27 protein-coding genes, 1 tRNA gene, 1 pseudogene and 1 riboswitch are annotated in these 25,010 nt (G+C 58.1%); of the genes and pseudogenes, 13 read left to right on the forward strand and 16 right to left on the reverse strand.

The window, feature by feature from the left end:
• From tolA to QMX82_RS10935, 7 genes are all read left to right on the forward strand, one after another.
• A partial coding sequence (gene tolA, locus QMX82_RS10905) for a cell envelope integrity protein TolA (protein WP_282283307.1) occupies positions 1-748 on the forward strand: 748 nt, incomplete at its 5' end.
• A complete protein-coding gene (tolB, locus tag QMX82_RS10910; protein ID WP_282283309.1) occupies positions 745-2,043 on the forward strand; it encodes a Tol-Pal system beta propeller repeat protein TolB in 1,299 nt (432 codons plus the stop codon). The genes tolA and tolB, both read left to right, overlap by 4 nt.
• A 59-nt stretch (positions 2,044-2,102) precedes the next feature.
• The gene (gene pal / locus QMX82_RS10915; protein ID WP_007160328.1) at positions 2,103-2,624 is read left to right on the forward strand and encodes a peptidoglycan-associated lipoprotein Pal; all 522 of its coding nucleotides are present in this window, start codon (positions 2,103-2,105) and stop codon (positions 2,622-2,624) included.
• A gap of 6 nt (positions 2,625-2,630) precedes the next feature.
• Positions 2,631-3,458 carry a tol-pal system protein YbgF gene (gene ybgF / locus QMX82_RS10920; RefSeq protein ID WP_282283332.1) on the forward strand — a complete coding sequence of 276 codons (828 nt, stop codon included), beginning with the start codon at positions 2,631-2,633 and terminating at the stop codon, positions 3,456-3,458.
• Between the two features lie 71 nt (positions 3,459-3,529).
• Positions 3,530-4,180, forward strand: coding sequence for a 7-carboxy-7-deazaguanine synthase QueE (queE, locus tag QMX82_RS10925; protein ID WP_282283334.1), 651 nt, complete (start codon positions 3,530-3,532; stop codon positions 4,178-4,180).
• A 2-nt stretch (positions 4,181-4,182) separates the two neighbouring features.
• Complete coding sequence (queC, locus tag QMX82_RS10930; RefSeq protein ID WP_208691960.1) at positions 4,183-4,857, forward strand: 7-cyano-7-deazaguanine synthase QueC; 675 nt, start codon at positions 4,183-4,185, stop codon at positions 4,855-4,857.
• A 60-nt stretch (positions 4,858-4,917) separates the two neighbouring features.
• A tRNA-Lys gene (locus QMX82_RS10935) sits at positions 4,918-4,993 on the forward strand.
• Between the two features lie 176 nt (positions 4,994-5,169).
• Here QMX82_RS10935 and QMX82_RS10940 read toward each other — a convergent pair.
• The 5 genes from QMX82_RS10940 to QMX82_RS10960 form a co-directional block, all read right to left on the reverse strand.
• The gene (locus tag QMX82_RS10940) at positions 5,170-5,982 is read right to left on the reverse strand and encodes a site-specific integrase (RefSeq protein WP_336619069.1); all 813 of its coding nucleotides are present in this window, start codon (positions 5,980-5,982) and stop codon (positions 5,170-5,172) included.
• Positions 5,983-6,299: 317 nt separating this feature from the next.
• Positions 6,300-8,165, reverse strand: a complete 1,866-nt coding sequence (gene mobH / locus QMX82_RS10945) for a MobH family relaxase (protein ID WP_058786708.1) — start codon at positions 8,163-8,165, stop codon at positions 6,300-6,302.
• Between the two features lie 138 nt (positions 8,166-8,303).
• Complete coding sequence (locus QMX82_RS10950) at positions 8,304-8,918, reverse strand: LysE family translocator (RefSeq protein ID WP_241493297.1); 615 nt, start codon at positions 8,916-8,918, stop codon at positions 8,304-8,306.
• A gap of 193 nt (positions 8,919-9,111) precedes the next feature.
• Complete coding sequence (locus QMX82_RS10955; RefSeq protein WP_153007520.1) at positions 9,112-9,834, reverse strand: anti-sigma factor family protein; 723 nt, start codon at positions 9,832-9,834, stop codon at positions 9,112-9,114.
• A 29-nt stretch (positions 9,835-9,863) separates the two neighbouring features.
• Complete coding sequence (locus tag QMX82_RS10960; protein ID WP_081321764.1) at positions 9,864-10,376, reverse strand: RNA polymerase sigma factor; 513 nt, start codon at positions 10,374-10,376, stop codon at positions 9,864-9,866.
• Positions 10,377-10,506: 130 nt separating this feature from the next.
• Here QMX82_RS10960 and QMX82_RS10965 point away from each other — a divergent pair, with 130 nt between their 5' ends.
• The 4 genes from QMX82_RS10965 (at position 10,507) to QMX82_RS10980 (ending at position 14,019) form a co-directional block, all read left to right on the forward strand.
• Positions 10,507-10,860 (forward strand): DUF305 domain-containing protein, encoded by a 354-nt coding sequence (locus QMX82_RS10965; RefSeq protein WP_058786705.1) that lies wholly within the window; start codon positions 10,507-10,509, stop codon positions 10,858-10,860.
• A gap of 5 nt (positions 10,861-10,865) precedes the next feature.
• Positions 10,866-12,329 carry a YncE family protein gene (locus QMX82_RS10970; RefSeq protein ID WP_206595560.1) on the forward strand — a complete coding sequence of 488 codons (1,464 nt, stop codon included), beginning with the start codon at positions 10,866-10,868 and terminating at the stop codon, positions 12,327-12,329.
• Positions 12,330-12,351: 22 nt separating this feature from the next.
• Entirely contained in the window at positions 12,352-12,726 is a 375-nt protein-coding gene (locus QMX82_RS10975; protein WP_027597935.1) for a COG4315 family predicted lipoprotein, read from the forward strand.
• A 129-nt stretch (positions 12,727-12,855) separates the two neighbouring features.
• The gene (locus tag QMX82_RS10980) at positions 12,856-14,019 is read left to right on the forward strand and encodes a TDT family transporter (protein WP_058786704.1); all 1,164 of its coding nucleotides are present in this window, start codon (positions 12,856-12,858) and stop codon (positions 14,017-14,019) included.
• 165 nt (positions 14,020-14,184) lie between these two features.
• On the opposite strand, the gene QMX82_RS10985 is transcribed toward QMX82_RS10980, so the two are convergent.
• The 3 genes from QMX82_RS10985 to QMX82_RS10995 form a co-directional block, all read right to left on the reverse strand.
• Positions 14,185-14,535: a DUF190 domain-containing protein gene (locus QMX82_RS10985; RefSeq protein WP_058786703.1), complete on the reverse strand. Its 351-nt coding sequence runs from the start codon at positions 14,533-14,535 to the stop codon at positions 14,185-14,187.
• Positions 14,536-14,545: 10 nt separating this feature from the next.
• Complete coding sequence (gene crcB, locus QMX82_RS10990) at positions 14,546-14,929, reverse strand: fluoride efflux transporter CrcB (protein ID WP_058786702.1); 384 nt, start codon at positions 14,927-14,929, stop codon at positions 14,546-14,548.
• A gap of 107 nt (positions 14,930-15,036) precedes the next feature.
• A riboswitch (Fluoride riboswitch) is annotated at positions 15,037-15,097 on the reverse strand.
• 151 nt (positions 15,098-15,248) lie between these two features.
• Entirely contained in the window at positions 15,249-16,619 is a 1,371-nt protein-coding gene (locus QMX82_RS10995) for an IS3 family transposase (protein WP_081321763.1), read from the reverse strand.
• Between the two features lie 262 nt (positions 16,620-16,881).
• Between QMX82_RS10995 and QMX82_RS11000 the strand changes: the two genes are divergently transcribed.
• Positions 16,882-17,226 (forward strand): DUF3742 family protein, encoded by a 345-nt coding sequence (locus QMX82_RS11000; protein WP_196411634.1) that lies wholly within the window; start codon positions 16,882-16,884, stop codon positions 17,224-17,226.
• Positions 17,227-17,265: 39 nt separating this feature from the next.
• Here the strand turns inward: QMX82_RS11000 and QMX82_RS11005 are convergent, their stop codons facing one another.
• The 6 genes and pseudogenes from QMX82_RS11005 to QMX82_RS11030 all read right to left on the reverse strand — a co-directional run bounded on the left by QMX82_RS11005 (position 17,266) and on the right by QMX82_RS11030 (position 21,774).
• Positions 17,266-18,822: a conjugal transfer protein TraG N-terminal domain-containing protein gene (locus QMX82_RS11005; RefSeq protein WP_058786701.1), complete on the reverse strand. Its 1,557-nt coding sequence runs from the start codon at positions 18,820-18,822 to the stop codon at positions 17,266-17,268.
• A gap of 9 nt (positions 18,823-18,831) precedes the next feature.
• Positions 18,832-19,194, reverse strand: a complete 363-nt coding sequence (locus QMX82_RS11010) for a hypothetical protein (RefSeq protein WP_153007519.1) — start codon at positions 19,192-19,194, stop codon at positions 18,832-18,834.
• A 2-nt stretch (positions 19,195-19,196) separates the two neighbouring features.
• Complete coding sequence (locus tag QMX82_RS11015) at positions 19,197-20,570, reverse strand: integrating conjugative element protein (RefSeq protein WP_153007518.1); 1,374 nt, start codon at positions 20,568-20,570, stop codon at positions 19,197-19,199.
• 17 nt (positions 20,571-20,587) lie between these two features.
• A pseudogene (locus QMX82_RS11020) lies at positions 20,588-20,938 on the reverse strand (TraU family protein); the annotation flags it as partial.
• A gap of 45 nt (positions 20,939-20,983) precedes the next feature.
• On the reverse strand, positions 20,984-21,280 hold the full coding sequence (locus tag QMX82_RS11025; protein ID WP_241493299.1) for an integrative conjugative element protein, RAQPRD family: 297 nt from the start codon (positions 21,278-21,280) through the stop codon (positions 20,984-20,986).
• A gap of 164 nt (positions 21,281-21,444) precedes the next feature.
• Positions 21,445-21,774, reverse strand: coding sequence for a hypothetical protein (locus QMX82_RS11030; RefSeq protein WP_058786689.1), 330 nt, complete (start codon positions 21,772-21,774; stop codon positions 21,445-21,447).
• A 150-nt stretch (positions 21,775-21,924) separates the two neighbouring features.
• Between QMX82_RS11030 and QMX82_RS11035 the strand changes: the two genes are divergently transcribed.
• Positions 21,925-22,236: a hypothetical protein gene (locus QMX82_RS11035; RefSeq protein WP_058786688.1), complete on the forward strand. Its 312-nt coding sequence runs from the start codon at positions 21,925-21,927 to the stop codon at positions 22,234-22,236.
• A 61-nt stretch (positions 22,237-22,297) separates the two neighbouring features.
• Here the strand turns inward: QMX82_RS11035 and QMX82_RS11040 are convergent, their stop codons facing one another.
• Both QMX82_RS11040 and QMX82_RS11045 read right to left on the reverse strand, forming a co-directional pair.
• Entirely contained in the window at positions 22,298-23,335 is a 1,038-nt protein-coding gene (locus QMX82_RS11040) for a toxin-antitoxin system YwqK family antitoxin (RefSeq protein ID WP_153007516.1), read from the reverse strand.
• Between the two features lie 122 nt (positions 23,336-23,457).
• Entirely contained in the window at positions 23,458-24,918 is a 1,461-nt protein-coding gene (locus QMX82_RS11045; RefSeq protein WP_058786687.1) for a UvrD-helicase domain-containing protein, read from the reverse strand.
• Positions 24,919-25,010: the final 92 nt, after the last annotated feature.

Genomic DNA, 25,010 nt, shown 5'->3' on the forward strand with positions numbered 1-25,010 from the left:
AGCCGACGACGCTCGAAAGGCGCAGCAAACGGAAGCGGCGGCCAAAGCCGCCGAGGCCAAGGCTGAGGCCGAGAAACAGTCCGAGGCCGCCAAGGCGGCTGCGGAAGCCAAGCAGGCTGTCGAACAGAAGAAGCAGGCCGACATCGCCAAGAAGAAGGCTGACGAAGCCGCCAAACAGAAGACCGCTGACGAAGCGGCCAAGAAGGCGGCGGCCGAAGCGGCCAAGCAGAAGTCGGCGGAAGAGGCCAAGCAGAAGGCGGCGGCCGAAGCAGCCAAGAAAGAGGCTGCGGCCGAGGCTGCCAAGAAGAAAGCAGCGGACGACGCCAAGAAGAAGGCTGCCCAGGCAGCTGCACGCAAGGCGGCGGAAGACAAGAAGGCGCAGGCGTTGGCCGAGTTGCTGTCCGATGATACCCAGCGGCAACAGGCACTGGCCGAAGAGCAGGGCGACGAGGTGGCATCGAGCTTCGATGACCTGATTGTGCGTCTGGTCAGCGAGCAGTGGACGCGTCCGCAGTCGGCGCGCAACGGCATGAGCGTCGAGGTGCAGATCAACATGCTGCCCGACGGCACCATTACCAGCGCGACGGTGACCCGCTCCAGTGGCAACAAGGAATTCGATAATTCAGCGGTATCGGCCGTACGTAACGTCGGTCGTATCCGTGAGCTGCAGCAGCTGGATCGCAAGACCTTCGATCAGCTGTACCGTCAGCGCCGCATGATCTTCAAACCGGAGGACCTGAGTCTGTGAACACCCTGATCCGTTACATCCTGCTGGGCCTGGTCCTGGTGGTGGGCTCCGCCCAGGCGGCCGATCCGCTGGTGATCTCCAGCGGTAGTGATCGTGCCATTCCGATCGCCGTCGTGCCCTTCGGCTGGCAGGGTGGTCAGCCGCTGCCGGAAGACCTGGGCAATATCATCAGCGACGACCTGCGCAACTCCGGGGTGTTCTCGCCGATTCCGCGCCAGAACATGCTGAGTCAGCCGAGCCAGGCCAGCGAAGTCATCTTCCGTGACTGGAAGGCGCTGGGCGCCAATTACGTGCTGGTAGGCAATGTCGTGCCCAACGGTGGCCGGCTGCAGATCAGCTACGCCCTGTTCAACGTGTCCACCGAGCAGCAGGTCCTGACCGGCAACGTCGGTGGCAGTACCGACCAGCTGCGCGACATGGCGCATTTCATTTCCGACCAGGCCTATGAAAAGCTGACCGGAGTGAAGGGGGCCTTCTCGACGCGCATCCTCTATGTGACCGCCGAGCGCTTCTCCGCCACCAACACCCGTTACACCCTGCAGCGTGCCGACTACGACGGTGCGCGTGCCGTTACCCTGCTGCAGTCGCGCGAGCCGATCCTGTCGCCGCGTTTCGCGCCGGACGGCAAGCGCATCGCCTACGTCTCCTTCGAGCAGCAGCGCCCGCGCATCTTCATGCAGTACATCGACACCGGTCGCCGCGAGCAGCTGACCAATTTCGAAGGTCTGAACGGCGCGCCGGCGTTTTCACCCGATGGCAATCGCCTGGCCTTCGTGCTGTCCAAGGATGGCAACCCGGAAATCTATGTGATGGATCTCGGCTCGCGTGCCATTCGTCGTGTGACGAATGACTCCGCCATCGATACCGAGCCCTTCTGGGGCAAGGATGGCCAGACCATCTATTTCACCTCCGATCGCTCCGGCAAGCCGCAGATCTACAAGACCAGCGCCAATGGCGGGGGTGCTGAGCGCGTGACTTTCGTCGGTAACTACAACGCCAATCCGAAACTCTCGGCGGATGAAAAGACCCTGGTCATGGTGCATCGTCAGGAAGGTTTCACCAACTTCCAGATCGCTGCGCAGGACCTCCAGCGTGGCTCTGTGCGGGTACTTTCCAACACCAGCCTCAACGATTCGCCCACTGTCGCGCCCAATGGCACCATGCTAATCTACGCCACCCGCCAGCAGGACCGAGGCGTACTGATGCTTGTCTCCATCAATGGTCGCGTCCGGATTCCTATTCCCACCGCCCAGGGTGACGTGCGCGAGCCTTCCTGGTCTCCTTACCTGAACTGACGGCTAATTAGAAAAGTCCTTAGTTACACCAACATTGCGGTTCTTTTAGGAGTTACATGATGGAAATGCTGAAATTCGGCAAGTTCGCTGCACTGGCTCTGGCCATGGCCGTGGCCGTGGGCTGTTCCTCCAAGGGCGGCGACGCCTCCGGTGAAGGCGCTGGTGCTGGCGCTGGCGCTGGTGCTGTCGACCCGAACGCTGGCTACGGCGCTAACTCGGGTGCCGTCGACGGCAGCATGGGTGACGAAGCCGCTCTGCGCGCCATCACCACCTTCTACTTCGAGTACGACAGCTCCGACCTGAAGCCGGAAGCCATGCGCGCTCTGGACGTTCATGCCCGTGACCTGAAGGCCAGCGGCCAGCGCGTCGTTCTGGAAGGCAACACCGACGAACGCGGTACCCGCGAGTACAACCTGGCGCTAGGCGAGCGTCGTGCCAAGGCCGTTCAGCGCTACCTGGTGCTGCAGGGCGTGTCCCCGGCTCAGCTGGAGCTGGTGTCCTACGGTAAAGAGCGTCCGGTTGCCGTCGGTCATGACGAAGCTTCCTGGGCTCAGAACCGTCGCGTCGAGCTGAAGAAGTAATAAACGATGTCCAAGCGCCTGCAGTTCTTGATCGCCCTGACCCTTGGTGTACCGGTTGTCGCCGGGGCTCAGGTTCCCGTACAGGATGGTAGTTATGGCGTTGCCCAGTCCGCTGGGCAAGGTTATGGCAACGCAGGCGCGGCCACTGCCGGAAACGGGGCTCCCGTTTCCGGCATGGGTCAACTGTTCATGCAATTGCAGCAGATGCAGGACGATATCGCGCGCCTGCGTGGCCAGGTCGAGGTTCAGGAAAACGAGATCCGCCAGCTCAAGCAGGAAGGATTGGATCGTTACCAGGATCTGGATGGCCGTATTTCCCAGCTTTCTTCCGCCCCTGCCAGTGCAGGTGCCGGAGCCGCTGCGGGTGCCGCCCAGGGTGGTGCCATCGCAGCCAACAGTACGCCGACCCCACCTGCTTCCGCAGGGGCACCGGCCGCCAGCAGCGAACCGGGCGATCCGGCGAAGGAAAAGCTGTACTACGACGCTGCCTTCGATCTGATCAAGGCCAAGGATTTCGACAAGGCCAGTCAGGCGTTCAACGCCTTTCTGCGCAAGTATCCCAATAGTCAGTACGCCGGCAACGCCCAATACTGGCTGGGTGAGGTGAATCTGGCCAAGGGCGATCTGCAGGCTGCGGGCCAGGCTTTCGCCAAGGTCAGTCAGGCCTATCCCACCAGCAACAAGGTGCCGGATTCGCTGTACAAACTGGGTGGCGTCGAGCAGAAGCTCGGCCGCACCGATCGGGCCAAGGGCATGTACCAGCAGGTCATCAGCCAGTATCCCGGAACCTCCGCTGCGCAACTGGCGCAGCGGGATCTGAAAAGCCTGCCCTAGCGCAGGCTTTTTTCTTCTATCTACCGCAACGGAGGCGGATGGCCTGTGTAGCCGTCACGCCCGTGGCTTTCATGCAAAAAGATACCCTACGTCTTACCGAAATCTTCTATTCGCTCCAGGGTGAAGCCCGCACCGCCGGTCTTCCCACCGTCTTTGTCCGCCTTACCGGCTGTCCCCTGCGCTGTCACTATTGCGACACGGCCTATGCCTTCACCGGCGGCGAGATCCATCATCTGGATGCCATCCTGGAGCAGGTCGCGAGCTACCGGCCGCGGCACATCTGCGTGACCGGCGGCGAGCCACTGGCCCAGCCCAATTGCATCAAGCTGCTCGAACAACTGTGCGATGCCGGCTACCTGGTGTCCCTGGAAACCAGTGGCGCCCTGGATGTCAGTGGCGTGGATGTGCGCGTGAGCAAGGTCGTCGACCTCAAGACGCCAGGGTCGGGGGAGGTGGGGCGCAACCTGTACGCCAACCTTGACCACCTGACGCCCAACGATCAGGTCAAGTTCGTCATCTGCTCCCGCGAGGACTATGACTGGGCGGTTTCCAAGCTGATCGAGTATCGCCTTGATCAACGGGCAGGCGAGGTGCTGTTCTCGCCCAGCCATGGCCAGGTGGTGCCGCGCGAGCTGGCGGAGTGGATCGTGGCGGACAATCTGCCGGTGCGCTTCCAGTTGCAGTTGCACAAGATTCTCTGGAACGACGAGCCGGGACACTGAGCATGAATCAGCCTAAAGCGGTCATCCTTCTCTCTGGCGGCCTGGATTCCGCCACCATTGTCGCCATGGCCAAGGCCCAGGGCTTCGCCTGCTACACCATGAGCTTCGACTACGGCCAGCGCCATAGGGCCGAGCTGCAGGCCGCCGAGCGCGTGGCGCGTCAGCTGGGGGTCGTCGAGCACAAGGTGATTGGTCTGGATCTCAATGGCATCGGTGGCTCGGCGCTTACCGATCCGGATATCGCTGTCCCGGAAACCCCGGGCGAGGGTATCCCCGTCACCTACGTGCCGGCGCGCAACACCGTGTTCCTGTCCTTGGCCCTGGGTTGGGCCGAGGTGCTCGGTGCCCGTCATCTCTTCATCGGGGTGAACGCGGTGGACTATTCCGGCTATCCGGATTGCCGACCCGAATTCGTCGAAGCCTTCGAGCGCCTGGCCAATCTCGCCACCAAGGCGGGCGTGGAAGGGGATAGCTTCAAGATCGAAGCCCCGCTGCAGTTCCTCTCCAAGGCGCAGATCGTCCAGGCTGGCAGCCAGCTGGGCGTGGACTATGGGCTGACCGTCTCCTGCTACCAGGCCGACGACGAAGGTAAGGCCTGCGGCCGTTGCGACAGCTGCCGCCTGCGTGCCGAAGGCTTCAAGGCGGCGGGAATTTCCGACCCCACGCGCTACCAGTAAAAAATTTTCATCTAGGGTGTTGATTCTCCTGAGAAAATCGCTAGAATGGCGCCCACTAACGGGTCGTTAGCTCAGTCGGTAGAGCAGTTGGCTTTTAACCAATTGGTCGTAGGTTCGAATCCCACACGACCCACCATCTTCACCAGAAACCCTCCGCAATGGAGGGTTTTTGCGTTCTCCCAGCTCAGACAAGCAGCCGTCTGTGGCGGAATCTAGCCTCGCGATTTGGTGATGTCAAACTGAATCAGCAGGCGCCCTGAGCCCTACACCGCCTGGCCTGGGCGCATTTTCGTCTTCATCTCCACTGCGCGGCTATTCACGCTTCGCTGCCGATGTTAGCGGTCGCGCCCCATTGCTAATCCATTCTGCGAGTTGATCAAACGCTTCGAGAGTGGAAGGTGCGGGGAGGCTTGCCGGTTGCCGTGAGAGCAGAGGAGAAGATTGCTTGAGTGTGTCCGGTCGATTCTCCTCGCGTTGCCGGGGGCAGTGATCAATGCGGGCTATTAGGCTCTTCGGTACCTTGTCAGCGCGTTCCTCCAAGACATGACGCATCTGATGCGGATCCGTCTCGATGTATTCCATGGTGGTAGCGATGCTGGAGTGATTCAGCAAGGCTTTGGCTACGTGAATGTTGCGATCAGCTTGTCGCATTAGGTCAGACGCTAGGGTGTGCCTGAACCGGTGGGGAGTCATCCGAGTCCCTACTATTGCCGTGAGCTTTCTATACATGGCTTCGATCTGATTTATATCCATAGTTTCTCGCCTGTAGTGCGAGGAGAACCTATTGACGTTAAATAGTTGATCTGTAGCTTTAAAGTGTAAAGAGTCTGCCCACGCTGTAAGGCGATCTATGTGTTCGTATAGTGGGCCCGGAATCGGTAGAAGAAATTCTTTGTGAGTCTTGTCCCCCTCGCTTCTAATCTTAATTGTTCTACGTCTTAGGCAGATGTCTCGACGCTGTATGCTTAACAGGGAATTTAGACGAATCCCGGTGTGGTGAAACGTCTCGTAGACAGTTAGCCAGAACCAGGCAGGGGTTATGCTGCTGCGTTCGCCAGACACCCGTTCTATCTCTTGTAGCCTGATGAGCTGGTTGCGACCCTGATTAATGGCCTCGTGAGGCACAGTTTTCTTCCGCTTTCTAGGTGGAACTACAGAGGTGTCAGTGAAGGGATTTTTACGAAGGATCAACAAATCCTGAGAAATAGCGTACCTGAAAAGAGTTTTGAGATGACTCGCGTATGTATTCCAGCTGCGCTTAGTTAGGCCTGAGTCCAAGGCCTCTTTGCGCCAGATCAGAATGTCTCGATGATGTAGCTTCTCTAGTTCGGTGTCATCGCCGAATCTTCGATTTAACGCTCGGGCCGCTGCTAAATATATAATTTTAGTCGCTGGCCTGAGATCGTGCGTGTCGTTGTATTCGCTAGCGATATCAATGATATTCAACTTTCGCTAGCTCCTGTGACTTGCAGTCGGAGATTAATGTTGTCGAATGGCGGATGTGTGAAGATCGTGGCTGGGTCGTCTAAGAGATAGCCTTTGAGCAGTTTTGATTTTCGCGGGCCTATGACCTCGCATGTCCAGATATTGAGATTGTCCCTGGTCTTGCGATTAATTTTGAGCTTCTCAAATGCTCGTTGAACTAACTGCCAGGCTTCAATTCCACGCCCCTTGGTTTCCTGCTGCAAGCGTGGATGCTCCAGGGCATAGCGCTTGAATAATCCGGGGCTGACAAGAAAGGCAGTGCCATCCACTGTGTGAATCAGTGCTTTAGCATCGTTGATTACCAGTGTGTGTGAAAGCACGCCTTGCCGTGCCCAGGCTATGAAAGCTTGACCAAGATCAGCTGTGTTGGTGGACGGATTGTCCGTCTTAGTTGAGGGCTCGGTGGTGTGGTCTGTGAAGCTGTCTGCAGTGACGTCAGGGAGTAGCGGGAGGGATGGAATTTCTGCAGATGAAGTGGCTTGACCAAAGAGTTCATCTGCAAGTGCGAGGGTCTCGTCCATGGGGTCCAAACCGGTCTGGAATGCGTACGGCGGCAGTGTTTCGGAAGAAGGCACCTCTTGTGAAGGTGTGACATGCGTCACGTTTTGTGCTATCGGAAGTGATGGCGTTTCGATATTGCTAACTTGTTCAGACCGCAGCTGGCCTGGCTCGATGTCTTCCGGCTGCTCGAGCTTAAATGTCCCAGTAAATGGAGCTGGTCGATCTGCAGGATCTGGCCAAATCAACGCGGGGGAGATCTTGAGTAAGGTGAAGGTGTTCTTCCAGCCGTGGCCGGTGTCGATCGTTGCCTTCCAGATAGCCTTGTCGTGAGCGTTGACCTGGATGATGGCCTGGTCCTGGATCAGGTTGAAGAACGGTGCATTGGAGGTGGGGATACCTTCCACTCCCTGGGAAAGCATCAGTGCCCGCAGCTGGTCTGAGGCAGGCTTGCTGACGAGCCATAGCGCATCCTGGGTCAGCCATCCATCAGATGGCCCATTTGGCTGATTCAGCTTGAACTTCTCCATGACCAGGGTGCGTAGCCCATCGGCCAACTGACGCTGAATCGTGTTCTTAGGCGCCTCGATCGCACGTTGCGGATTGGCGCCAAGCTCCTGGGCGACACTCGCCTGGTCGGCCTGGACGATCATCTCGCCGAGTACGCCGGCATGCTGGTATTGCCCGGCCAAGACGAAGATCAGCGATGACCATAGCTCGCGGTAGCCACTGAGCCAGTCCAGCGCGTGGGGCGGCAGCACCTGGAAATAGACGAGTGCTGAAGCAACGCCATGAAGCTGGTAGTCGCGACCTTTGACGTATCTGAAGCGGTAGGGCTTCTCAATGCGACCATGCCAGGGGTGCCATGGCTTGCCGTCTTCGAGGACGACCTCGATGTCGACGGCGATCTTGCCCAAGTCGTGGAGGAGGGCGCCGTAGGCTACAGCTGCTGACCACGCTTCGGCCTGGGCTGCTTGTGACTCGGGCGGTGCGCCGATGGGGAGGAGGTAGTTCTGCCGGATCTTCAGTGCGTAGGCGACGATCTCCAGCCCATGGTCGAGCAGGCCCCCGGGATAGGCATGGTGGTGATTTTCCGAAGCTGGAAGCTGCTGAACCAGGTCAGCGTAGCGCTCGAGAGGATCCCGATAGAGTGAGGCGAACTGCTCGCGGGACAGCGACGTCCGCTGCCAGATGTTCTCGATGAGCTTCTGCCGGCGGGGGAGCGCCAGGAGATCCTGGCCTACAGACGGCTGAATGAAGCCCTGTTTGCTGGGCCCTGCAGGCGCGGAGGGTGGGGCTTTCTTCCTGAAAAAGAGATCGAACATGGCATGCCCTTGGTAGTTCTTGGGCCTGCGTTGTCGATCAGCACGGTCGGCTGGACAATGGTAAACCGCTATCACGGCTCAGGAGGTTGGGGCGGCGTATCGCCATGTGCGTTTCCAAGGTGCCGACCCGGAGCGGCGCTACGGAAGAAAAATAAGGCCTATTGCAACTAGGAAATACATGACGCCAGATACCCGGTTTAGCGTTTTTTCATTTGCGAATGCTGCCCGTGCTCGATCTGCAAGAAGCATGTAGCCGCCGTAGACCGACAGCGATATGGCCATGGCAGTTAGCGTCAGAACAAGCGCCTGGGGCGCATAAGAGCGCTGCGGATCAATGAATGCGGGATAGGTCAGTAGGCTAGCTAGCCAGCCTTTTGGATTGCTCAAGGATATGATCAGCGCGTCTACGAAAAGCCGTCTGGCTACCGGCGCGTTCGTGGTGGTCGCGGTGGTAGTGCCGGAGCGGCCCAGTGTGCGTACCGCTAGATAGACCATATAAATCGCTCCCGCCCAGCGTAGGTACAGCAAGCTTTCCCTATGCTCCTGCAGCAGCACGCCCAAGCCGGCGAATACAGTTCCAGCATGAATCGCTGTCGCTAGTGCGAACCCAACCGCTCCTGGCAGAGCAGTGCTCCGGCCATGGCGCAGCACTTGTCCTATGGCAAACGCAACATTTGGCCCGGGTACCGCGACCGCGGCCGTAAAAGCGATAGCAAACAGGCCGAGTAGGTTCAGATCCATCGCTTTGGTCATCTTCAGATGGCGTTGCAGTGTAGTCCGATCATTCTGGTGATTCTGCCAAGAATGCAGTAACTCAAAGCTTGGGCTAGGGGTTCAGGCTCCCAGCAGGGCACGCGCAGTACCCTTTGCTCTTCGCAGCCATGAAATGACCCCCAAATGTTGGACAGGGTTGATTTCAAGTCATGGGCACTGGTCTGAACGGGAACTACAGAATTGGCCTCTGCGAGATCGCCTCGCGCAAGGCATCAAATGATGCTTCGCTAGGACTTACCAACGCGAAGTTATAGCCCTGTCCTGACCAGTAGTCAGCCGTGACATCACTTTCCCTACGAGAACCCTGACCAACGTCGCGCTGGCTGTTGGGATGCCGTACATAGAAGATCACTTGGCGCCCTTTCGTGTCGCGGTAGAGCACCATCGCGGCGGCGCCGGTGTCCGTGGCCATGAGACGACCACCCACTGGGATCAAGCCGAAGCGCTCCAGGTTAGGGAGTGCGGGCGCCTGCACAAATGTCTTTTCAAGCCAATGCTGAATCGCACCGTCCTGGCCGGTTACATCGACTGGCGGTTTCCCTTCAGCGCTCGCAAATAGTCGATAAGCCTCGACGGCATCCGCCATTGGAACGTACGCCTGCCGCAGCATCGATTCCCGTGCCTGCCACCCTAAGCCACTACCTAGGCCTAACGTCAGCACTAGCGAAGCGAGATAGGTCATACGTCTTTTACGTCTGGCGACTATCCGGTGTCGCACGACTGCTGGCATAAGGTGTGTCGGTAAAGGCTCAAGCACGGGAGAAAAAATCAGCCGTAGCCGACGATTCTGCTCGCGGATATCAGCGACTCGTTCGGCAGCTTCCGGATGGGTTGCAAGATAGCGCATCACCTCCTCGTGCCGCAGCGCATCCAACTGATTGTCGGCATAAGCCATCAACTCTTCAGGAGTAGGAGGTCGATACATCATTTCAATACTCGCAGAGCGGCGGTAACTGAAGGACTTTCGTGGATCTGTCTCAAGGCCGCGCGTGCCCGCGCCAAACGAGACATGACGGTTCCCAGTGGAATGCCAAGCGCCTGTGATACATCTCGGTAGCTCATGCCTTCCACCGCGACCAACAGCAGCAGAGCACGCTGTTCATCACTGAGTTGCTCAAGATTCGTCAACGCTTCTTGATCCAGATAGATCGTCTCAGCCGAAGGCTCAACCGGGACCTCTTGGAATCCCAGCCACTCCAGCAGACGACCATAGCGACGCTCACGACGTCGGCCATCAACGAATTGGCGGTACAAAATGGTGAAGAGCCAGGCTCGCACATCACCGTCGGGACAGCGCGTGTTCCCATGCGTAAGCGCCCGTTCTAGACAACTCTGGACCAAGTCATCGGCGCTGGCTTCGTGACGAGTAAGCGATCTTGCGAAGCGACGCAGAGACGGTAGTAGCTGAGAAAGCATGGCGTCATCAAGCATGGACATTCCCCTGGTATCGCTGACAGACGCTTGAGCTGACCTTTTATTCCCCACAATTTTTATTTTTGTAGGTATGGAATAACCCAGACCGTACAAACGTCTGCATTGGAAACTCACCAGTCTGCTGGAGCGCCACGTGTTTTCAGTCAAACACCCGTTGTTGGCAGTCACCCTTCTGGTGCTCGTGCTTCCCATTGCCTGGGCCGAACCTGATAGCAGCGCCGCCACGGCGCAGGCCGACAACCGCCAGGCCATGGATCAGATGATGGCCGCGATGCACAAGCCCAGCAGTGGCAACGTAGACCGCGACTTTGTGACCCAGATGACGGCACATCACCAGGGTGCGATCGACATGGCACGGATCCAATTGCGGTATGGCCATAACGAACGCCTACGCCGTCTGGCCCAAGAGATCATTGTCACCCAACAACAGGAAATCGCCGTCATGCAGCAGGCGCTTTCTGAATTGCCCGCCTCTCCAACTCGGTAATCCTCATGCCTCGATTGTCGCTCACCCCGCTCGCCGCTGTGTTGTTAGTAATCTCCTGCACCGCTTCAGCCGGTCAAGTTCCGCGTGCTGCTGCACAACCGGACATCACGATTAGTTCCCAAGACCGTGTGTATACGGCGGAGCAGTTCTCCAACACGGTATCGGTGATTGATCCCAGCACGGAAAAATTGCTCGGCGTCATCACCCTAGGCGACAGCCAACCCAAGAACTTGAGTCCTTTGTACAAGGGCGAGCTACTGGTGCATGGCTTGGGATTTTCGCCAGATGGGCGAACCTTGGCCGTCGTAGCGATAGGCTCGAACTCCGTGTCCTTCATCGACACCGCAAACAACCAGGTGAAGGGTAAAACCTATCTGGGTCGCGCGCCTCATGAAGCCTTTTTCACCCCTGACGGCAAAGAGCTCTGGGTCACGGTACGGGGCGAGGACTATATCGCCGTGATCGACCCGGTGACTTTCAAAGAGAAGACGCGAATTGGCGTACCGCCAGGCCCTGGCATGCAGATCTTCTCCCCTGATGGCCGCTATGGCTACGTCTGCTCCTCGTTCACTCCGGAAACCGTAGTGGTTTCGGTTGCCGAGCATCGAATTGTTGGCCGCGTCGCTCAGGCGAGTCCCTTCTGCCCCAACATCGCTGCGTCTGCAGATGGCCAACAGGTCTGGTTCACCCTAAAAGATGTCGGTAAGACCCAGGTGTTCGCAGCCAAACCGCCGTTCAGCTTGATTAAGACGCTTGATACTGGCGCGATCACTAATCACGTCAACTTGGTTCGCAATGCCCGCGGAAGCTTCGCCTATGTAACGGTAGGCGGAGAAAATCGAGTCAAGGTCTTCCGAACCGATGATTTCAGCCAAGTCGCCAGCATTCCTGTTGGCGCTTTGCCCCACGGTCTCTGGCCGTCAGGAGATGGCACGCGGTTGTACGTGGGACTAGAGAATGCTGACAGTGTGGCCGTCATCAATACGCTGACCAATAGCGTTGAAACCACTGTACCCGTGGGGCAGGCGCCCCAGGCTTTGGTCTACGTTCCCCGCGCCGCTACCCAGGGCGCTGGGCTGGCAAATCTTAAGCCGTTAGGGAGCGCCGCCAAGAGTATTCAGATCGCCCTGGCTCCGCCGGGTCAACACGAACGTCATACCACTCAGGTGACACTTTTCGACCAGGGCTTGACTCAGGTCCTGCAGGCCTCGGTTACGGGCCTGGTGGCTAAGCAGCCCTATGTACTAGCGTTGGCTCGTCATGCAGACGGTAGCGGCGCTCTTGAGTCTCTCGCCGCTTTTCAAACCAATCCCGCCGGCGCAGCTATCGTGAATGCGGTAGGACCGATACGCCAACTGGTTCAGCAATCCCAGGCGGATGAACAGCGCTACCTCGTCATCGCACCTGGTGCAGCCGATGCGCCAGGTGCTCCCGTGCAAGTGCAAGTGCTCCAATCGAAATACCAATAACCAATAACCATCGAGGTCCAGCATGCTCAGACAAGTGTTGATTGCCACTGCCATTTTCTCCATGACAGGGCTGGCCGTGGCGGCCACGCCCGCCAAGGTTGGCGACACCACCTTGGGTAAGGTGCTTGTGGATGAAAAGGGTATGACGCTTTACACCTTCACCAAGGACAGCGAGGGTAAGTCCGCCTGCAACGGCCCGTGCGCCAAGAACTGGCCGCCGCTGATGGCACCGGCAGGGGCCAAGAGCGGTGACGGCTATACCGTAGTACAGCGTGAGGATGGTAGCCAGCAATGGGCCTATAAGGGGCAGCCACTCTATACCTGGGTAAAGGACAGCAAGCCCGGTGAAACGACCGGTGAAGGTGTCAATCAAGTCTGGCACGTCGCGAAGCCTTGATCGTGGAGCAGTCCCTGCGGACAACAGGGGCTGCTTATCTGCTCGGTAGATTACTTTTTAAATTATATTCAATTTTGCGGATAATCGAGCCGAGCTAGACTGATTGCATTCCTCAGCGGAGCTCACCTCATGACCTTAAAAGATGCTATAGCCCTGCGCACCGGCGGCAAGCCGCTCAGCCAGCTCAAGCAGCCACTCGAAGTCGTTCGCCAGTTCACCCCCAACTGGTTTGCGGCAACGATGGGCACCGGTATCTTGGCAATCGCCTTAGCGAGCTTTCCCGTGTCGGTACCTGGCTTGCGTCTGATCGCTGAAGGACTGTGGCTGTTCAATATCTTGCTTTTCGTTCTATTCAGCGGCGTGTATGCCGCCCGCTGGATCTTGTTCTACAACGAAGCCAAGCAAATTTTCGCCCACTCTACCGTATCGATGTTTTTCGGCACCATTCCAATGGGCTTGGCAACAATCATTAACGGGATGCTGATCTTCGGGCTGCCACGATGGGGTGAGGTGGCTGTCACGATTGCCACCGGACTATGGTGGGTCGATGCGGCCATGGCACTGGTGTGCGGAGTAGCGATTCCGTACCTGATGTTCACCCGTCAGCAGCACAGCATCGATCAAATGACAGCGGTATGGTTGCTACCTGTGGTGGCCGCCGAAGTGGCTGCCGCCAGTGGCGGGCTGTTGGCGCCGCACCTTGCCGATAGCGGGCACCAATTTACCGTACTGGTGACCAGCTATGTGCTTTGGGCCTATTCGGTACCTGTCGCCCTGAGTGTCCTCGTGATCCTGCTATTGCGGATGGCACTGCACAAGCTGCCTCACGAGAACATGGCTGCATCGAGCTGGTTATCGCTGGGCCCCATTGGTACAGGTGCATTGGGTCTGCTCGTGATGGGCAGCGACGCGCCGGTCATCTTCGCTGCTCACGGTATGGCCGGAATTGGCGCGGTCGCGCAGGGGCTAGGCGTAATTGGCGGGATACTACTGTGGGGACTCGGCTTATGGTGGATGAGCCTTGCCATACTGATCACGTTGAAGTACGCGCGCCACGGCATCCCTTTCAACCTGGGATGGTGGGGTTTTACTTTTCCATTGGGCGTCTATGCCGTCACGACGCTACGTCTGGGAAGCACGCTTGGATCAGGCTTCTTTACCGTCTTCGGTGCCTTTTTAGTCGTCGCCTTGACTGCTCTGTGGGCGGTGGTCGCGGGACGCACCCTGGCCGGTGCCTACCGTGGGACGCTGTTCGTCTCGCCTTGCATTGCTCATCTGCAACCACGCAAATGAGGTCGGTTAGGTAGCGCCTCGTTGAGCAACGCCACCAAGCCAGGACCATCAGCCCACTCTCTACGACGAGTGAGCTGATGAGTCCGCAAATGGGGCTCAGTGAAAGCTATCCCTTGATGCCGTTGGTTACCGCGGCCGCCTTAACCGATTCAAAGGTGCGTCAGCTCAGGACGAGAGTGACTCTGTCTCTTGGGAAGGGCGGTGGCGTCCTACCGTGCCAATCTCGGCAGGCGTCTTGATGTAGAACAGTGCCAAGTCTTCCGACTCGAGGCGTTGAAACAGCATGTCGTGTTGAATTTGAGTCAGCGCCATCGTCACCTGGATGGGCTGATCGGCAAGCTCAAAAAAATGAGCGGAGTGGCGTTTTCCATCTTGGCCGAAGCCTTCAGCCGCCACTGACAACGTTGCGCCACTTAGGTGAAGCTCTTTAGCAAGATCCAGAAGCCAATCTCCAATCTGCTGATGTTCATGGCGACGATTTTGTTCGGTATAGAACGTAACGAGATAGTCGTTCATGCGATTGCCTCTAGCGTGGGTGAAGCAGGTTGATGGTCAAGATACCCAGGGCTGTCATGCACAGGGACCCCACGACATGAACGCTGATTGCGGTCAGCGCCATGAGCAGCCTTCCATGCTGGATTAGCATCAGTGTCTCAGCAGAAAACGTCGAGAAGGTGGTTAAGCCGCCGCAAAATCCGGTAATCAGAAACAGCCGCCATTCAGGCGCAAGCCCGGGCCAAGCAGCGAAGATGGCTACGGCCATTCCGATGATGTAGCCACCTACAAGATTCGCAACGACCGTCCCAGGCGGGAGCGACGGGAACCAGGCGTTAAGCTTCAAGCCTAGTATCCAACGGAGCCAGGCACCCAAGGTCGCACCGAGTGCGATGGCTATGAGCGGTTTCAGCATGGGATGTCTCCCAAGGGGAATGGAAGACTAGGGGCCGGGGAGGGATATGGTCGGTGCATAGCGCTGTCCTCGAAAAAGACAGGGCGCACCTACGCACCCTGCCAAGGGGTTACGTAGGCATCATCAGCACGAGGCGGTTTGAGGAGGAATGCCATCTCCTTACCAGATCATAGCAGCGCAGCAGGTTACTTTGAAGATGGCTCGTTCTTGAAGCCGACATGCCTGCCACTGCTTATTGAGACCCGGAGCATGCCTGCACTCCTCAAACGCCGAGGGTTTAGAAACCGATCGACTCTGCGGTAACTATGAGGCAAACGTCCTATTCGTCACAGGTATTCACAGCTTTCGCTTTTGCCAGACGATATTCAGCTGGACTACGCCCACCCAGTGCCAATTTGATTCGCTCCTTATTGTAATAGTCGATATAGGCCCGAATTGCTACTGCCAGCTCCTCTACGCTTGAGAACCTGTTGCAGTGGAAAAGCTCAGATTTTAGTACTGCAAAAAAGCTTTCCATTGCCGCATTGTCGAGGCAATTGGCTCGCCTTGACATACTCTGAGTCAGTCCATGCTGACGGATCAGCTGTTGGTAGGCAGGGTATTGATAGTGCCAGCCTTGATCGGAATGGATGAGCGGTTTCTCATGAGGCCGAAGGGTCTTCAATCCGTCTTTCAACATACGTAAGACCATCTCGAACGATGGGCGCTCACTTATCTCGAAAGCCACAATTTCCTTATTGAAGAGGTCAAGAATCGGTGACAGGTATAGCCGGTTTTGATTGACACGAAACTCGGTTATATCAGTCGCCCACCGCTGATTGGGCTGCGGTGCGGTAAAGCGGCGGTCCAACAGGTTAGGCGCCACGCAGGACTCCGGCCCTGTGAATGGACGATAGCGACGGCGTCGCAGCGTGCACTTTAACGACATTTCGCCCATCAGCCGCTGTACGGCCTTGTGATTGATGTGCTGCCCCTGATTGCGTAGCGCCTGCGTGATGCGGCGATAGCCATAGCGACCCCGATGATGCGTGAACATCGTCCGGATGCTCTCTTTGCGGGCACCTTGTTTGTCTGGTTGCCGAGTGACCTTGAGGTGGTAGTAGAAGCTGCTTCGAGGAAGACATGCTCCCTGAAGAAGCGCATCAAGTGGATATCGTGACCGCAACTCCTGCACGATAAGTGCTTTCTGCTGATTGTCCAGGTCACTGTCCTTGAGACCCAAGCTCATGGCTTTGCGCAGAAAGGCGTTTTTGACCTGCAGATAGGCAACCTGCTTTTCCAGCTCTCGGACTGGGTTTGCGATGTGGGGCTTGAAAGCGGATGGATCTGGAACGGGAAGAAGGGGCAAGGAGTCACCTCTGCGTTTGCTGGCCAACCCCTCGATACCATACCTCTGCCACGCATTGACCCAGCGCTGCATTTGGGAGCGATTGAGATTAAATCGCTCACTAGCCCGTCGGATTGATAGGCCTTCGACGATCTGTCGCACCACCTCGATCTTGAAATCGATACTGTGATAACGATAACGCGTTTGTAGAGCCGCTTTTCCGTGATTGGCATAGGCGCCAATCCATGCCTTTACCTGCACCACGCTGACGTCATGCGCCCTAGCGAGGTGGCCGTAGCTGCAATCGCCCTTTTGGTACTGAGCGACGATCTTCAATTTGAACGCTAGAGAGTACTTGGGCATGGTACGCCTTCAAGGCAGCGTCCAACTTTCGGGGGTCATTTCACCAACGGCGGAGCCCTTTCTGGTAGGGCTTTTACCCTTAAAGCCCCCTTCCATTCCCTCCTTTGCTCCAGCCCGTTTCCGCTCCTAACCCCTTGATTGATGTGAAAGAAAACTCAATTTGCTACGGGCTTTAGCACGATAAAGCTGTTGCAGGCTAGTGAGCTGGGGCGTATAAGTGATGTCATTCCGGCACTACATCTCTGTGAGGGGTCTAGAAGTAATGGCCACTTCCATCACTATTCCTGCGCAAATCGGTCATGCTATAGGGCGTTTGCTTTCTGCTGTTCTTATTGCAGAGGCATCTGTCTGGCGTGTCGCTAGAAAAGCAGGCTTGCCAGCTTTTGTGACTGGTGGCCTACGTTGGACAGTTAGGGCGCTCGCCATTTTGGTCATGGCCTACATCTCACTGTACCTTCTACTTCCGGTCATGCTTGTAGTCGGCTTTGGATTGTTTTTTTCCAAATTGCCAGCAGGCACCACTGAGTTGTTCAGTTCTCACGTTTACCGGGACGGTACTGAAGGCTACGGCTACTATTGCGAGGTGAGTGGCAGACGGATCTCTTGATCCGCCTATCTTTTCTAGATCTACAGTTCTACGAAGTCGTCACTTCGCACCATTCGCAGCCACTTTTTGAGCCACATCCGCACCCTTCTGACTTGATGCCTTGGCGTCCTGCGTGCCTTTGGTCAGACCATCAGCTAGCCCTCCCACCCTGAAGCCAGCCCAAGTCATCGCAGTCATCCAAAACGCCGGCAGGATCAGAAACATTGCTCCCATGACGTAGTTCAGCAGCATGTCTCCCTGCATGTTGCTCAGGCCGATGATGGGATCGAAGTTCGCGTGGGGTGCGGTGTTATTCACCTTGTAGATCCCAGTGCCATACAGCGCGTCCATGATGGTGCTGTCTACCCACCTCGCCAGTTGCAGCCAGAAGTCCACAAAGATCAGTGCGAACTGGGCAAACGTGAGTGTCATGGCCACCTTGAGGTCATAGGTCCCCAGTACCAGCACGATGGGGATGCAGATTATGAACGCCATCTTCAGGAAGGCCATCACCATCGGCGCAGCCTGCCGGACGCTGTCCATGGCCGGGAAGTACGCGAGCGAGCCCACTGCCTGTCCCAAGCCAGCTGTGACCCTGGCGGCGTCGTTGTACAACGAGCTGCCGATCTGACCACCGTAGTCGCCGTAGACCTGACCCTGTGTCAGCGTCTGCTTCTTCGGGGACACCAGGTCTCGAATCACTGAGTCATTCACCTCGTCCTGAGACATGAAGCTTGCCCACTTGGCCAGCTTGGTCAGGGTGTCCGGTTCAACCTGTGCCAACAGTCGTGCCTTCAGGCCCTTGGAGCCGTCCGACCACCACTGAGTGCAGGTGGGATAGCCACCGCCCCCAGTAGTCTGTGCCAGACCCGCGTCCCGGGTAGCATCGTAGGGCCATGCCGTACGCGGGGTATGGGAGCGGAAGCCCGAGCTGCCATCGCTGTAGTAGCCGCTGGTGTTGAGGAAGTACTTCGAGCCGATCCAGCTGACGTCCAAGTATTGCTTGTCAGTGAGGGTGGGCTGGGTCATGAACAGCTTGGCGCGAGCCCGGGCGTAGCAGTCGTTGGTGAAGTCAGCGACTTCCTGAGCGAGGAGGGGATTGTCGATCCGCTCAGCGTTAACCTCCATGCGCAGCTGCTGCAGATCCTGACCGCAGGGAATGCTGGCCACCGCACCCGCCGCCATGCCCTTCGACAGGGCGTGGACCACCATCCACCAAACCGGCACCTGGGCGCTCTTGCCGTTGAGGGTGCTGAAGGAAGTTGCCCAGCCCGTTCCGTCCGGCTTGGGCACGTCGACCTGGCATTGCTTGGAGCGAGTTTGGTCGTACTGGATGGTCGAGAAGCTGATGGTTGCAGCTGTGGATGGCATGAGCCCGAGCATGATGACCAAGATGGCTGTATAGAACCGATTTTCGATCCTGGCCAAGCTGAGAATTCCCTTGTTTCCTTCGTCCTGGCCCTCGCCGCGGGCCCGTAGCCATTCCTGGATAACGATCGCGGCGAAGGGTGCGGCGAATAGGCCGGTCCCTCCGATCATCTCCCAGATACCGCTATTGATGATCCAGCCCACCAGGGTCAGGTAATACTCAAGGTAGTCGTTGGTATAGAGCTGCATTGCGATCTCCTACAGCATCCCGGCATTGCGCAGTTCGAAGAGGCCGATGACCAATACGGCCATCACTTCGCAGCGATAGAGGCGTCCGCGATCATTGGTCTGTGCGGTGAGCCGCTTCCGGCAGGGCCACCAGAAAATCACCAGGCCGGCGTATAGGCAGATCCGCCATGCCAGAAAGTGCATGTGATGATCGGCCTGCCACTGCCGATAGCTCTGCAGATCGCCGAAGCCCCAGGCCGTCACAAGCACGAAGCCCAGGGCGATCGCTACCGCCAGCAGGAAGGGCCACAGCAGCGACCAGGTCAGGCCTAAACCGCGCCGACCGAAGCTGAGTACCGCTTGGGCGCGGCGAGACCAGGAGGAAGTTGTCATGGTCATTCGCCCTTCTTCGCCGGGTTCTCGGTGCGATCCAGCCGGTTCGGCAGCGGATCTCCCTGGAAGATGCCCTTGGAGGCGTCCTTGCGGATCGAGGCGCGCTGCAGGATGGTGGTCGGCGAGTTGCCGGCCAGCTCCCGGCGCATGTCCAGCTCGGTTTTGAGGTTCTGGATCTCGGCCTGCAGGTTGGTGGCGTTCTGGTCGACCTGCGTCTGGGCGACCTGGTTGGCGGCGACGTTGGGTTCCTGGCGGCCAGCAGCCAAGGTCCGGACCAGCGACAGCGCCTTCTCGATGACATCGGCCAGGGACACTTCGGACACGAGCCGCTTGGCCAGCACGTCCTGGTCCTGCTCGGTACGCAGCGATTCGATGATGCCGCGGGTGATCGGGATAGAGTTGCTGCCGGCAGCGGCCAGGTTCTCAGCCGTCATCGGCTGGGTGCCGGCGATCAGCGCATTCACCGCCTTGAGCTTGGTGTCGTAGGTCTCCTGAATCAGCGGGGTGAGCCCCACCCCGGCTTGGGTCACGGTCTTCTGGCAGTTGTCGCAGGTCTGCTGCTGTTGCTCGCCCAGTACCCGGGTGGCGAAGGTCGCAGCCTCCTGCGGTGACGACCAGGTGCTGCAAACGAGGCCGCCGTTGCAGCTGCTGGCCGGGATCGAGCCGGTGGCGGTGGGCGCGCGGCCGCTGAGCAGGTTGTAACCGGCCTTGGTAACGTCGCTGACCACCTTGATGGGCTGCTGGCCACTGCCCCCAGCCTTGCTTCCGCCGACCCAGGTCACCCCCTCATTCCCGCTCTTCTGCTCGACCTGATTGATCGCGGCGACTGCGTCAGTAGTGCCGGCGGCGGCCGACTTCATCGCCTCACCCTCGGCAAGCTTGTTCCAGCCGACCTGGCCGCCGGCGACATCGAGCATCTTGTCGGCGATCGCGCGGCAGGTGCCTTTCGAGCGATCAAAGTCCAGGCGCGCCTGGCCAATGCCGTTGGTGATGAGGTTGTACAGGCCCGGGTTGGCGCGCTGCAGGATCAAGCCGGGCAGGGATGCAACGGCGCCGGTGGCGTTCTGCAGCACCGAGCTCATGATGGTCTGGAAGCCCTGAGTGGCCCCGTTGAGTTGGTTCTGCAGGGTGTTGGTGAGGCTCATGTTTCCGCAGATCAGGTTGGTGTTCCAGCCACCGCCAATCTGGATGCTGTCCATATTGCCGACGCTGCCCATCGACACGGCATTGCCGCCGCCGATGCTGTAGAGCACGTCGTCACCGATGACGCTGCCCTGCGACTGCACACGGTAGGGCTCGACCGCCTGGACAGCGCTGCCGAGAAGAAGCCCGGCCAGGCAGGTGCTGGCCAGCAGGGTGAGGCGAGAGGTATTCATGATCGACGGCTCCCTGATCATTGAAAGTCGGTGCTGCCCAGGAAGAACTGGCCTTCACGCTTGCAGCAGCTGTAGGGGCGCCACAGCGCCCAGGCATAGGCGCCCACGGCGTCTTGGACGTGTGGGCCCGGGTTGGGAAAGGCAGCGCAGCTCTGGCTCAGCGTGGGCGTGAGCTCCTGCCACTTGCCGGTGGTGGCATCGCCCTCGAGCAGCTCGCCAGCGGGCCAGTAGCCGTCTTCTGGCTGGGCCAGCAGCGACTGGTAGACGTGGATCTGGCCAGAGCGCGTGACCACATCCCCGGCGCGCTGGGCCATGACCGCCGCGGCCTTGTAGTCGTCGGGCTGATGCAGGAAGCCGCTGCGCGGATATGCCACTCGCCGCCTGAAAGGCAGCGGTTTGCGCAGCGGTCATGCTCATGGCTGGGCGCCTTCGCGCTGGTACTGACCGGAGAGTTCGGCTGCATCGCGTGGCTGCGCGCGGCTCGGTGCCAGATAGTCCTGCAGGCCCTGACGGATTCGCGCAATGTCAGCGGCTAGGCGGTTGTAGTCCAGGCGGTAGCGGGTGCTGCCATCGCTGGGCAACTCGGCGCTGCGACGGGCGACGGCCTCGACAGCGTTGAGCTGGCGGATCATCACGTCGACGTTGGCTTGCTCTGAGGCGGTGCCTGCGGCCTGGGCCTGGCTCGTCAGGATCCCGAGCGCGATAGCCAGACTGCTAGCAAGGGTAGAGCGGCGGGTTGGCGTGCGAGGGTAGGAGGACAGTTTCACAGCGGAGCCCTGGGCTAGCGGGTTGATGCTGCACAGGATGCCGAGGGCTGTAGACGAGGTCAGCGGGAAACCATTACTGCACCCAAATAGGTTGCAAACCCGCTTGGTTACTGACTCTGCGTCGGGGCGATAAGCCGCTTGAAAAACAGCAGAAAGCCCGTAGCCACCGCGTAGCCAACGCCCCAGCCTTGGTTGCCTTGGGCAGTCTGCTGACCGATCTGGGCCCGGCCTTCCAGCACCGGCTGCACGCTGACCAACTCCCAGCCGTCGGCGCCGAGGGCCTGCAGTCGGGCCTGCCGCTCTGGATCGGCCAGGAAAGCCGCGATGTCAGGTATGCCGGTCTGCTCTTCGTGCTTGAACAGCAGCCAGCCGCGCTCTTGGACGCGGTAGGTGAGGGGGGCGAATTCAGTGTGGTACTCGAAGCGGACAGGGGACATGGAAGGCTCCAGTTCGATGGAACCTCCATCGTTGCGGCCTTCTACCTGCTATCAACAGCTGAAACCGTATCTACGTCTTATGAGGTTACGGTCAGTGGGTCGAACGAAACGCTGAACTATGCTGTCATCAGAAAAATTAAGGGAGGTCGTATGACCGACATTGCGTTTCTCCCCGAGGAAGCCAAACAACGGTGGCTAGACTTGACTCGTGCCATGGCCATTATGGGGCTAGGACATCTGGCTCGGTTCTATGGTCAGCTTGAGGGCTACATTCTTGCCTTGCTCGATCTCGGCTGTGTTAGCGCACCGCAAGGCAAGCAGTTGCTCAAGGCGGCAGCCGACCTGTTCGAGCAGTGCAGATCTGAATACTTGAAGCACAAGCAGAAACCGCGCCGCCGTATAGCGGGCGCGGTAGGAGATCGAATATCAAAAAGTCAGAAAGCTTCCAGCACGAGCGCCTAATGCTTTTGGCTATATTAAACGCAAGATGCTTCTCAGGCGATCCATTAAATAGATTGCAGTGCTAACCTTTTTTCCGACATTCGTTTTCAAACTCGGATAGCATGTCGGATGTCACAAGGGCATCTTCGCCGTCCGAATCTTGTACGGATTTGACCTTCTTGTCTACGCAGCTTTGATCGAAGTCAAGGACGTCACTCATGAGTTCGCTAAAAGCTAATGTTCTATTTTGATTAGAAAAGGCTGAGACTTGCTCTTCTCTTTTAAGTGTCTTGTGGTAATTTTCTGCTGTGGCATTGGGATTTGTTTGAACGGTTTTCGCACGGTACGATATTCGGTCATTTTCCCAGCGCGTCTCATTTTCAGAAGTAAGAACGCCATTTTCGAAGTTGGATACTTTTGTTTCTCTACCTTTTTCGTCGTGCTGACTCCAGCGGCCGACCTTGACGCCGTGGTTATAGAATTCTTCTGAGGAGATATAGTACGCATTCTTATTATTATTCCAGCCATATCTGACCTGTCGTCCGTTCAGTTGGCCATCTTCATAGTTCTCTTCGCGAGCATTCCGCTTATCGTAGCCCGAGAATTTTTCGCCATTCCGCCAGATCAGATCTGCTACCAAATCTCCTTTTTTATCCCAAACCTTTTCTTCACCAGCAAGCCTATCTTGCACGTAGTGCTGCTGGACGACTAGGCGGCCGTTGTCCGTGTCACGTAGCGACACTGAGCCGTCCCTCATACCGTTCTTCCAGTTTATTTCCTTGTAGGAGATTCCGGTTTCGACTAGGTAGTAAGTTTCGGTCCCATCTTTCTTACCTTCCTTCATCGAAAAATCAAGGATTTTTCGATTTTCTGAATCTTTACAGGTGATATTTCCGTCCAGCAGTCCATTAGATATGGGTACGACGCATGATCCAGGTAGGGCCGCAAAGGTCGTCGTTGGCTGATTGGTAATGGCTCCGTTGAAGGGCTCATTTGTTTTAATCTTGTAGATAAGTCCGTTTATGTTTTCGACTTGCCTGTAGTCTATGTCTTGCTTGCAGCCCGTTAGTATTAGTGCGGCGGTCAAGGTAGCAGCTTGTAAAGCAAGGATTCCCTTCATTTCATCTCCAGATGTGATAGTAAAAAATCTATATCGGCCGAGTTTTTGGAGGCTTGAGGATGATTTTGGCTAACTGCAAGTCGGGCGTTTCGATCTTGTCGCAACAATGAAAGCATAGTGCCCTAAGCGTGAAACGCGCTGCCGTTTAAGTCTTTGTACCGCTGCATGATGTCAACCACCAACGAGTTCACTGCCAGGATCCGCATGGCCCGGGTCACCGAGACGTATAGCAAGTTAAGCTCATCGTCACGACTGGCCCGGTCAATCTCCGGTGCCAATGGATCCGCGCTGAAATCGTCGTAGAGACCTACGAAGTCCCACTCCAGCCCCTTGGCCTTGTGCGCGGTAGTCAGGGTCACGGTGGCGACCAGCTCGCTGGCCACCGCACAGCGTCGTAGCTGCTCGATGCGCTTGGGCAGGTCGAAGTAGGCCTCAATGATTCGCACCGAGCGCTGCATCTCTGGATCCTGGGTGGCTTTGGCAATCTCCTGGTACTGCTCGAAGTCACGGTAGTCGCGCAAGAGCTTCTTCTGCTGCACCAGGTCATTGCGACCTCGGCTGAACTGGAACAGGTCCTCGAGCTCGCGCAGCGAGTAGCTGTCGATCCCGCCAATCCAGAACATGCGCTGGCCACCCTGTTTCTCCAGGCGCAGGGCGTTCTCGATCACGCCGCTTACGGTGCGATGCAGCCAGGTTCGGTGGGCGAGGTCCTCGGGCAGCGAGCGCTTCACCAGCGTGCGCTGGCCAAGCCCCTGCAGCTTAACCGTCTCGCCCTTGAACGACAGGATGACGTTGGCCACGTGGGCCACGGCCGGGCCGAAGCGAAATGACTTGGTCAGGTAGTGCATCTCGGCATCGGCCATCCAGGCCGCACTCAGGGCGTCCTGGGCTCCGCGGAAGCGGTAGAGCTGCTGGTGACGATCGCCGACCATGACCTGGATGGTGCGCTGCCGCTGCACCAGGTCGGCGATCACTGGGTTCACGTCCTGGCCCTCATCGAGGAGGAGGGTGCCGAAGCGGTTGGACAGGTCTGGGCGGCTCATCTGGTACAGCTTGAGATAGCCGTCGTGGGTGATCTGCACGCCGGCGTCCTGCAGGTCGATCATGCGCTTCCAGACGCTGATGGCCATCCCCACCACCTGGGTGATGCGCCGCTCCTGCAGCGGCGTCAGGCCGCGGCCGTCGTAGCGGGCGAAATGGCGACCGTCCAGGGCCATGTCGGCACTGGCCATGAAGGTGTTGAGCGTGTTGACCACGTCCCGGGCCAGCTCCCAATCTTGGGTATCCAGGACCCGGGCGACCTCAGTGATGCGCAGGTTTCCGGCCTGCTTGTGCTGGTACTGGATACCATAGACGGCATAGGCGAGGCCGTGGGCGGTCTTGCAGGTGACGTTGCGCGGGAAGCGATTCTTGGCCGCCATCTCGACCGACTTGTTGTAGCAGAGGTAGAGCATCTTGACGTCCGCATGGGCGCTGGCGTAACCCACCAGGGTGGTGGTCTTGCCGGTACCAGCAAAGGCCTGGATCAGCAGCTTGCGTGCATTCGACGCGATAGCGGGGGCTTGCTCGGGGGTCCACTGCATGGGGTAACTCCAGATCGGCTGAGACAGGGATTCAATACCACCCCTGCATTTTGATTGGCGTGAGGGCGCTCCTTGTGGCCAGGTCGCGGCCA

Origin of the sequence: Pseudomonas sp. PS02302 (assembly GCF_029959585.1) — a bacterium.
Lineage (GTDB): Bacteria > Pseudomonadota > Gammaproteobacteria > Pseudomonadales > Pseudomonadaceae > Chryseomonas > Chryseomonas aestiva.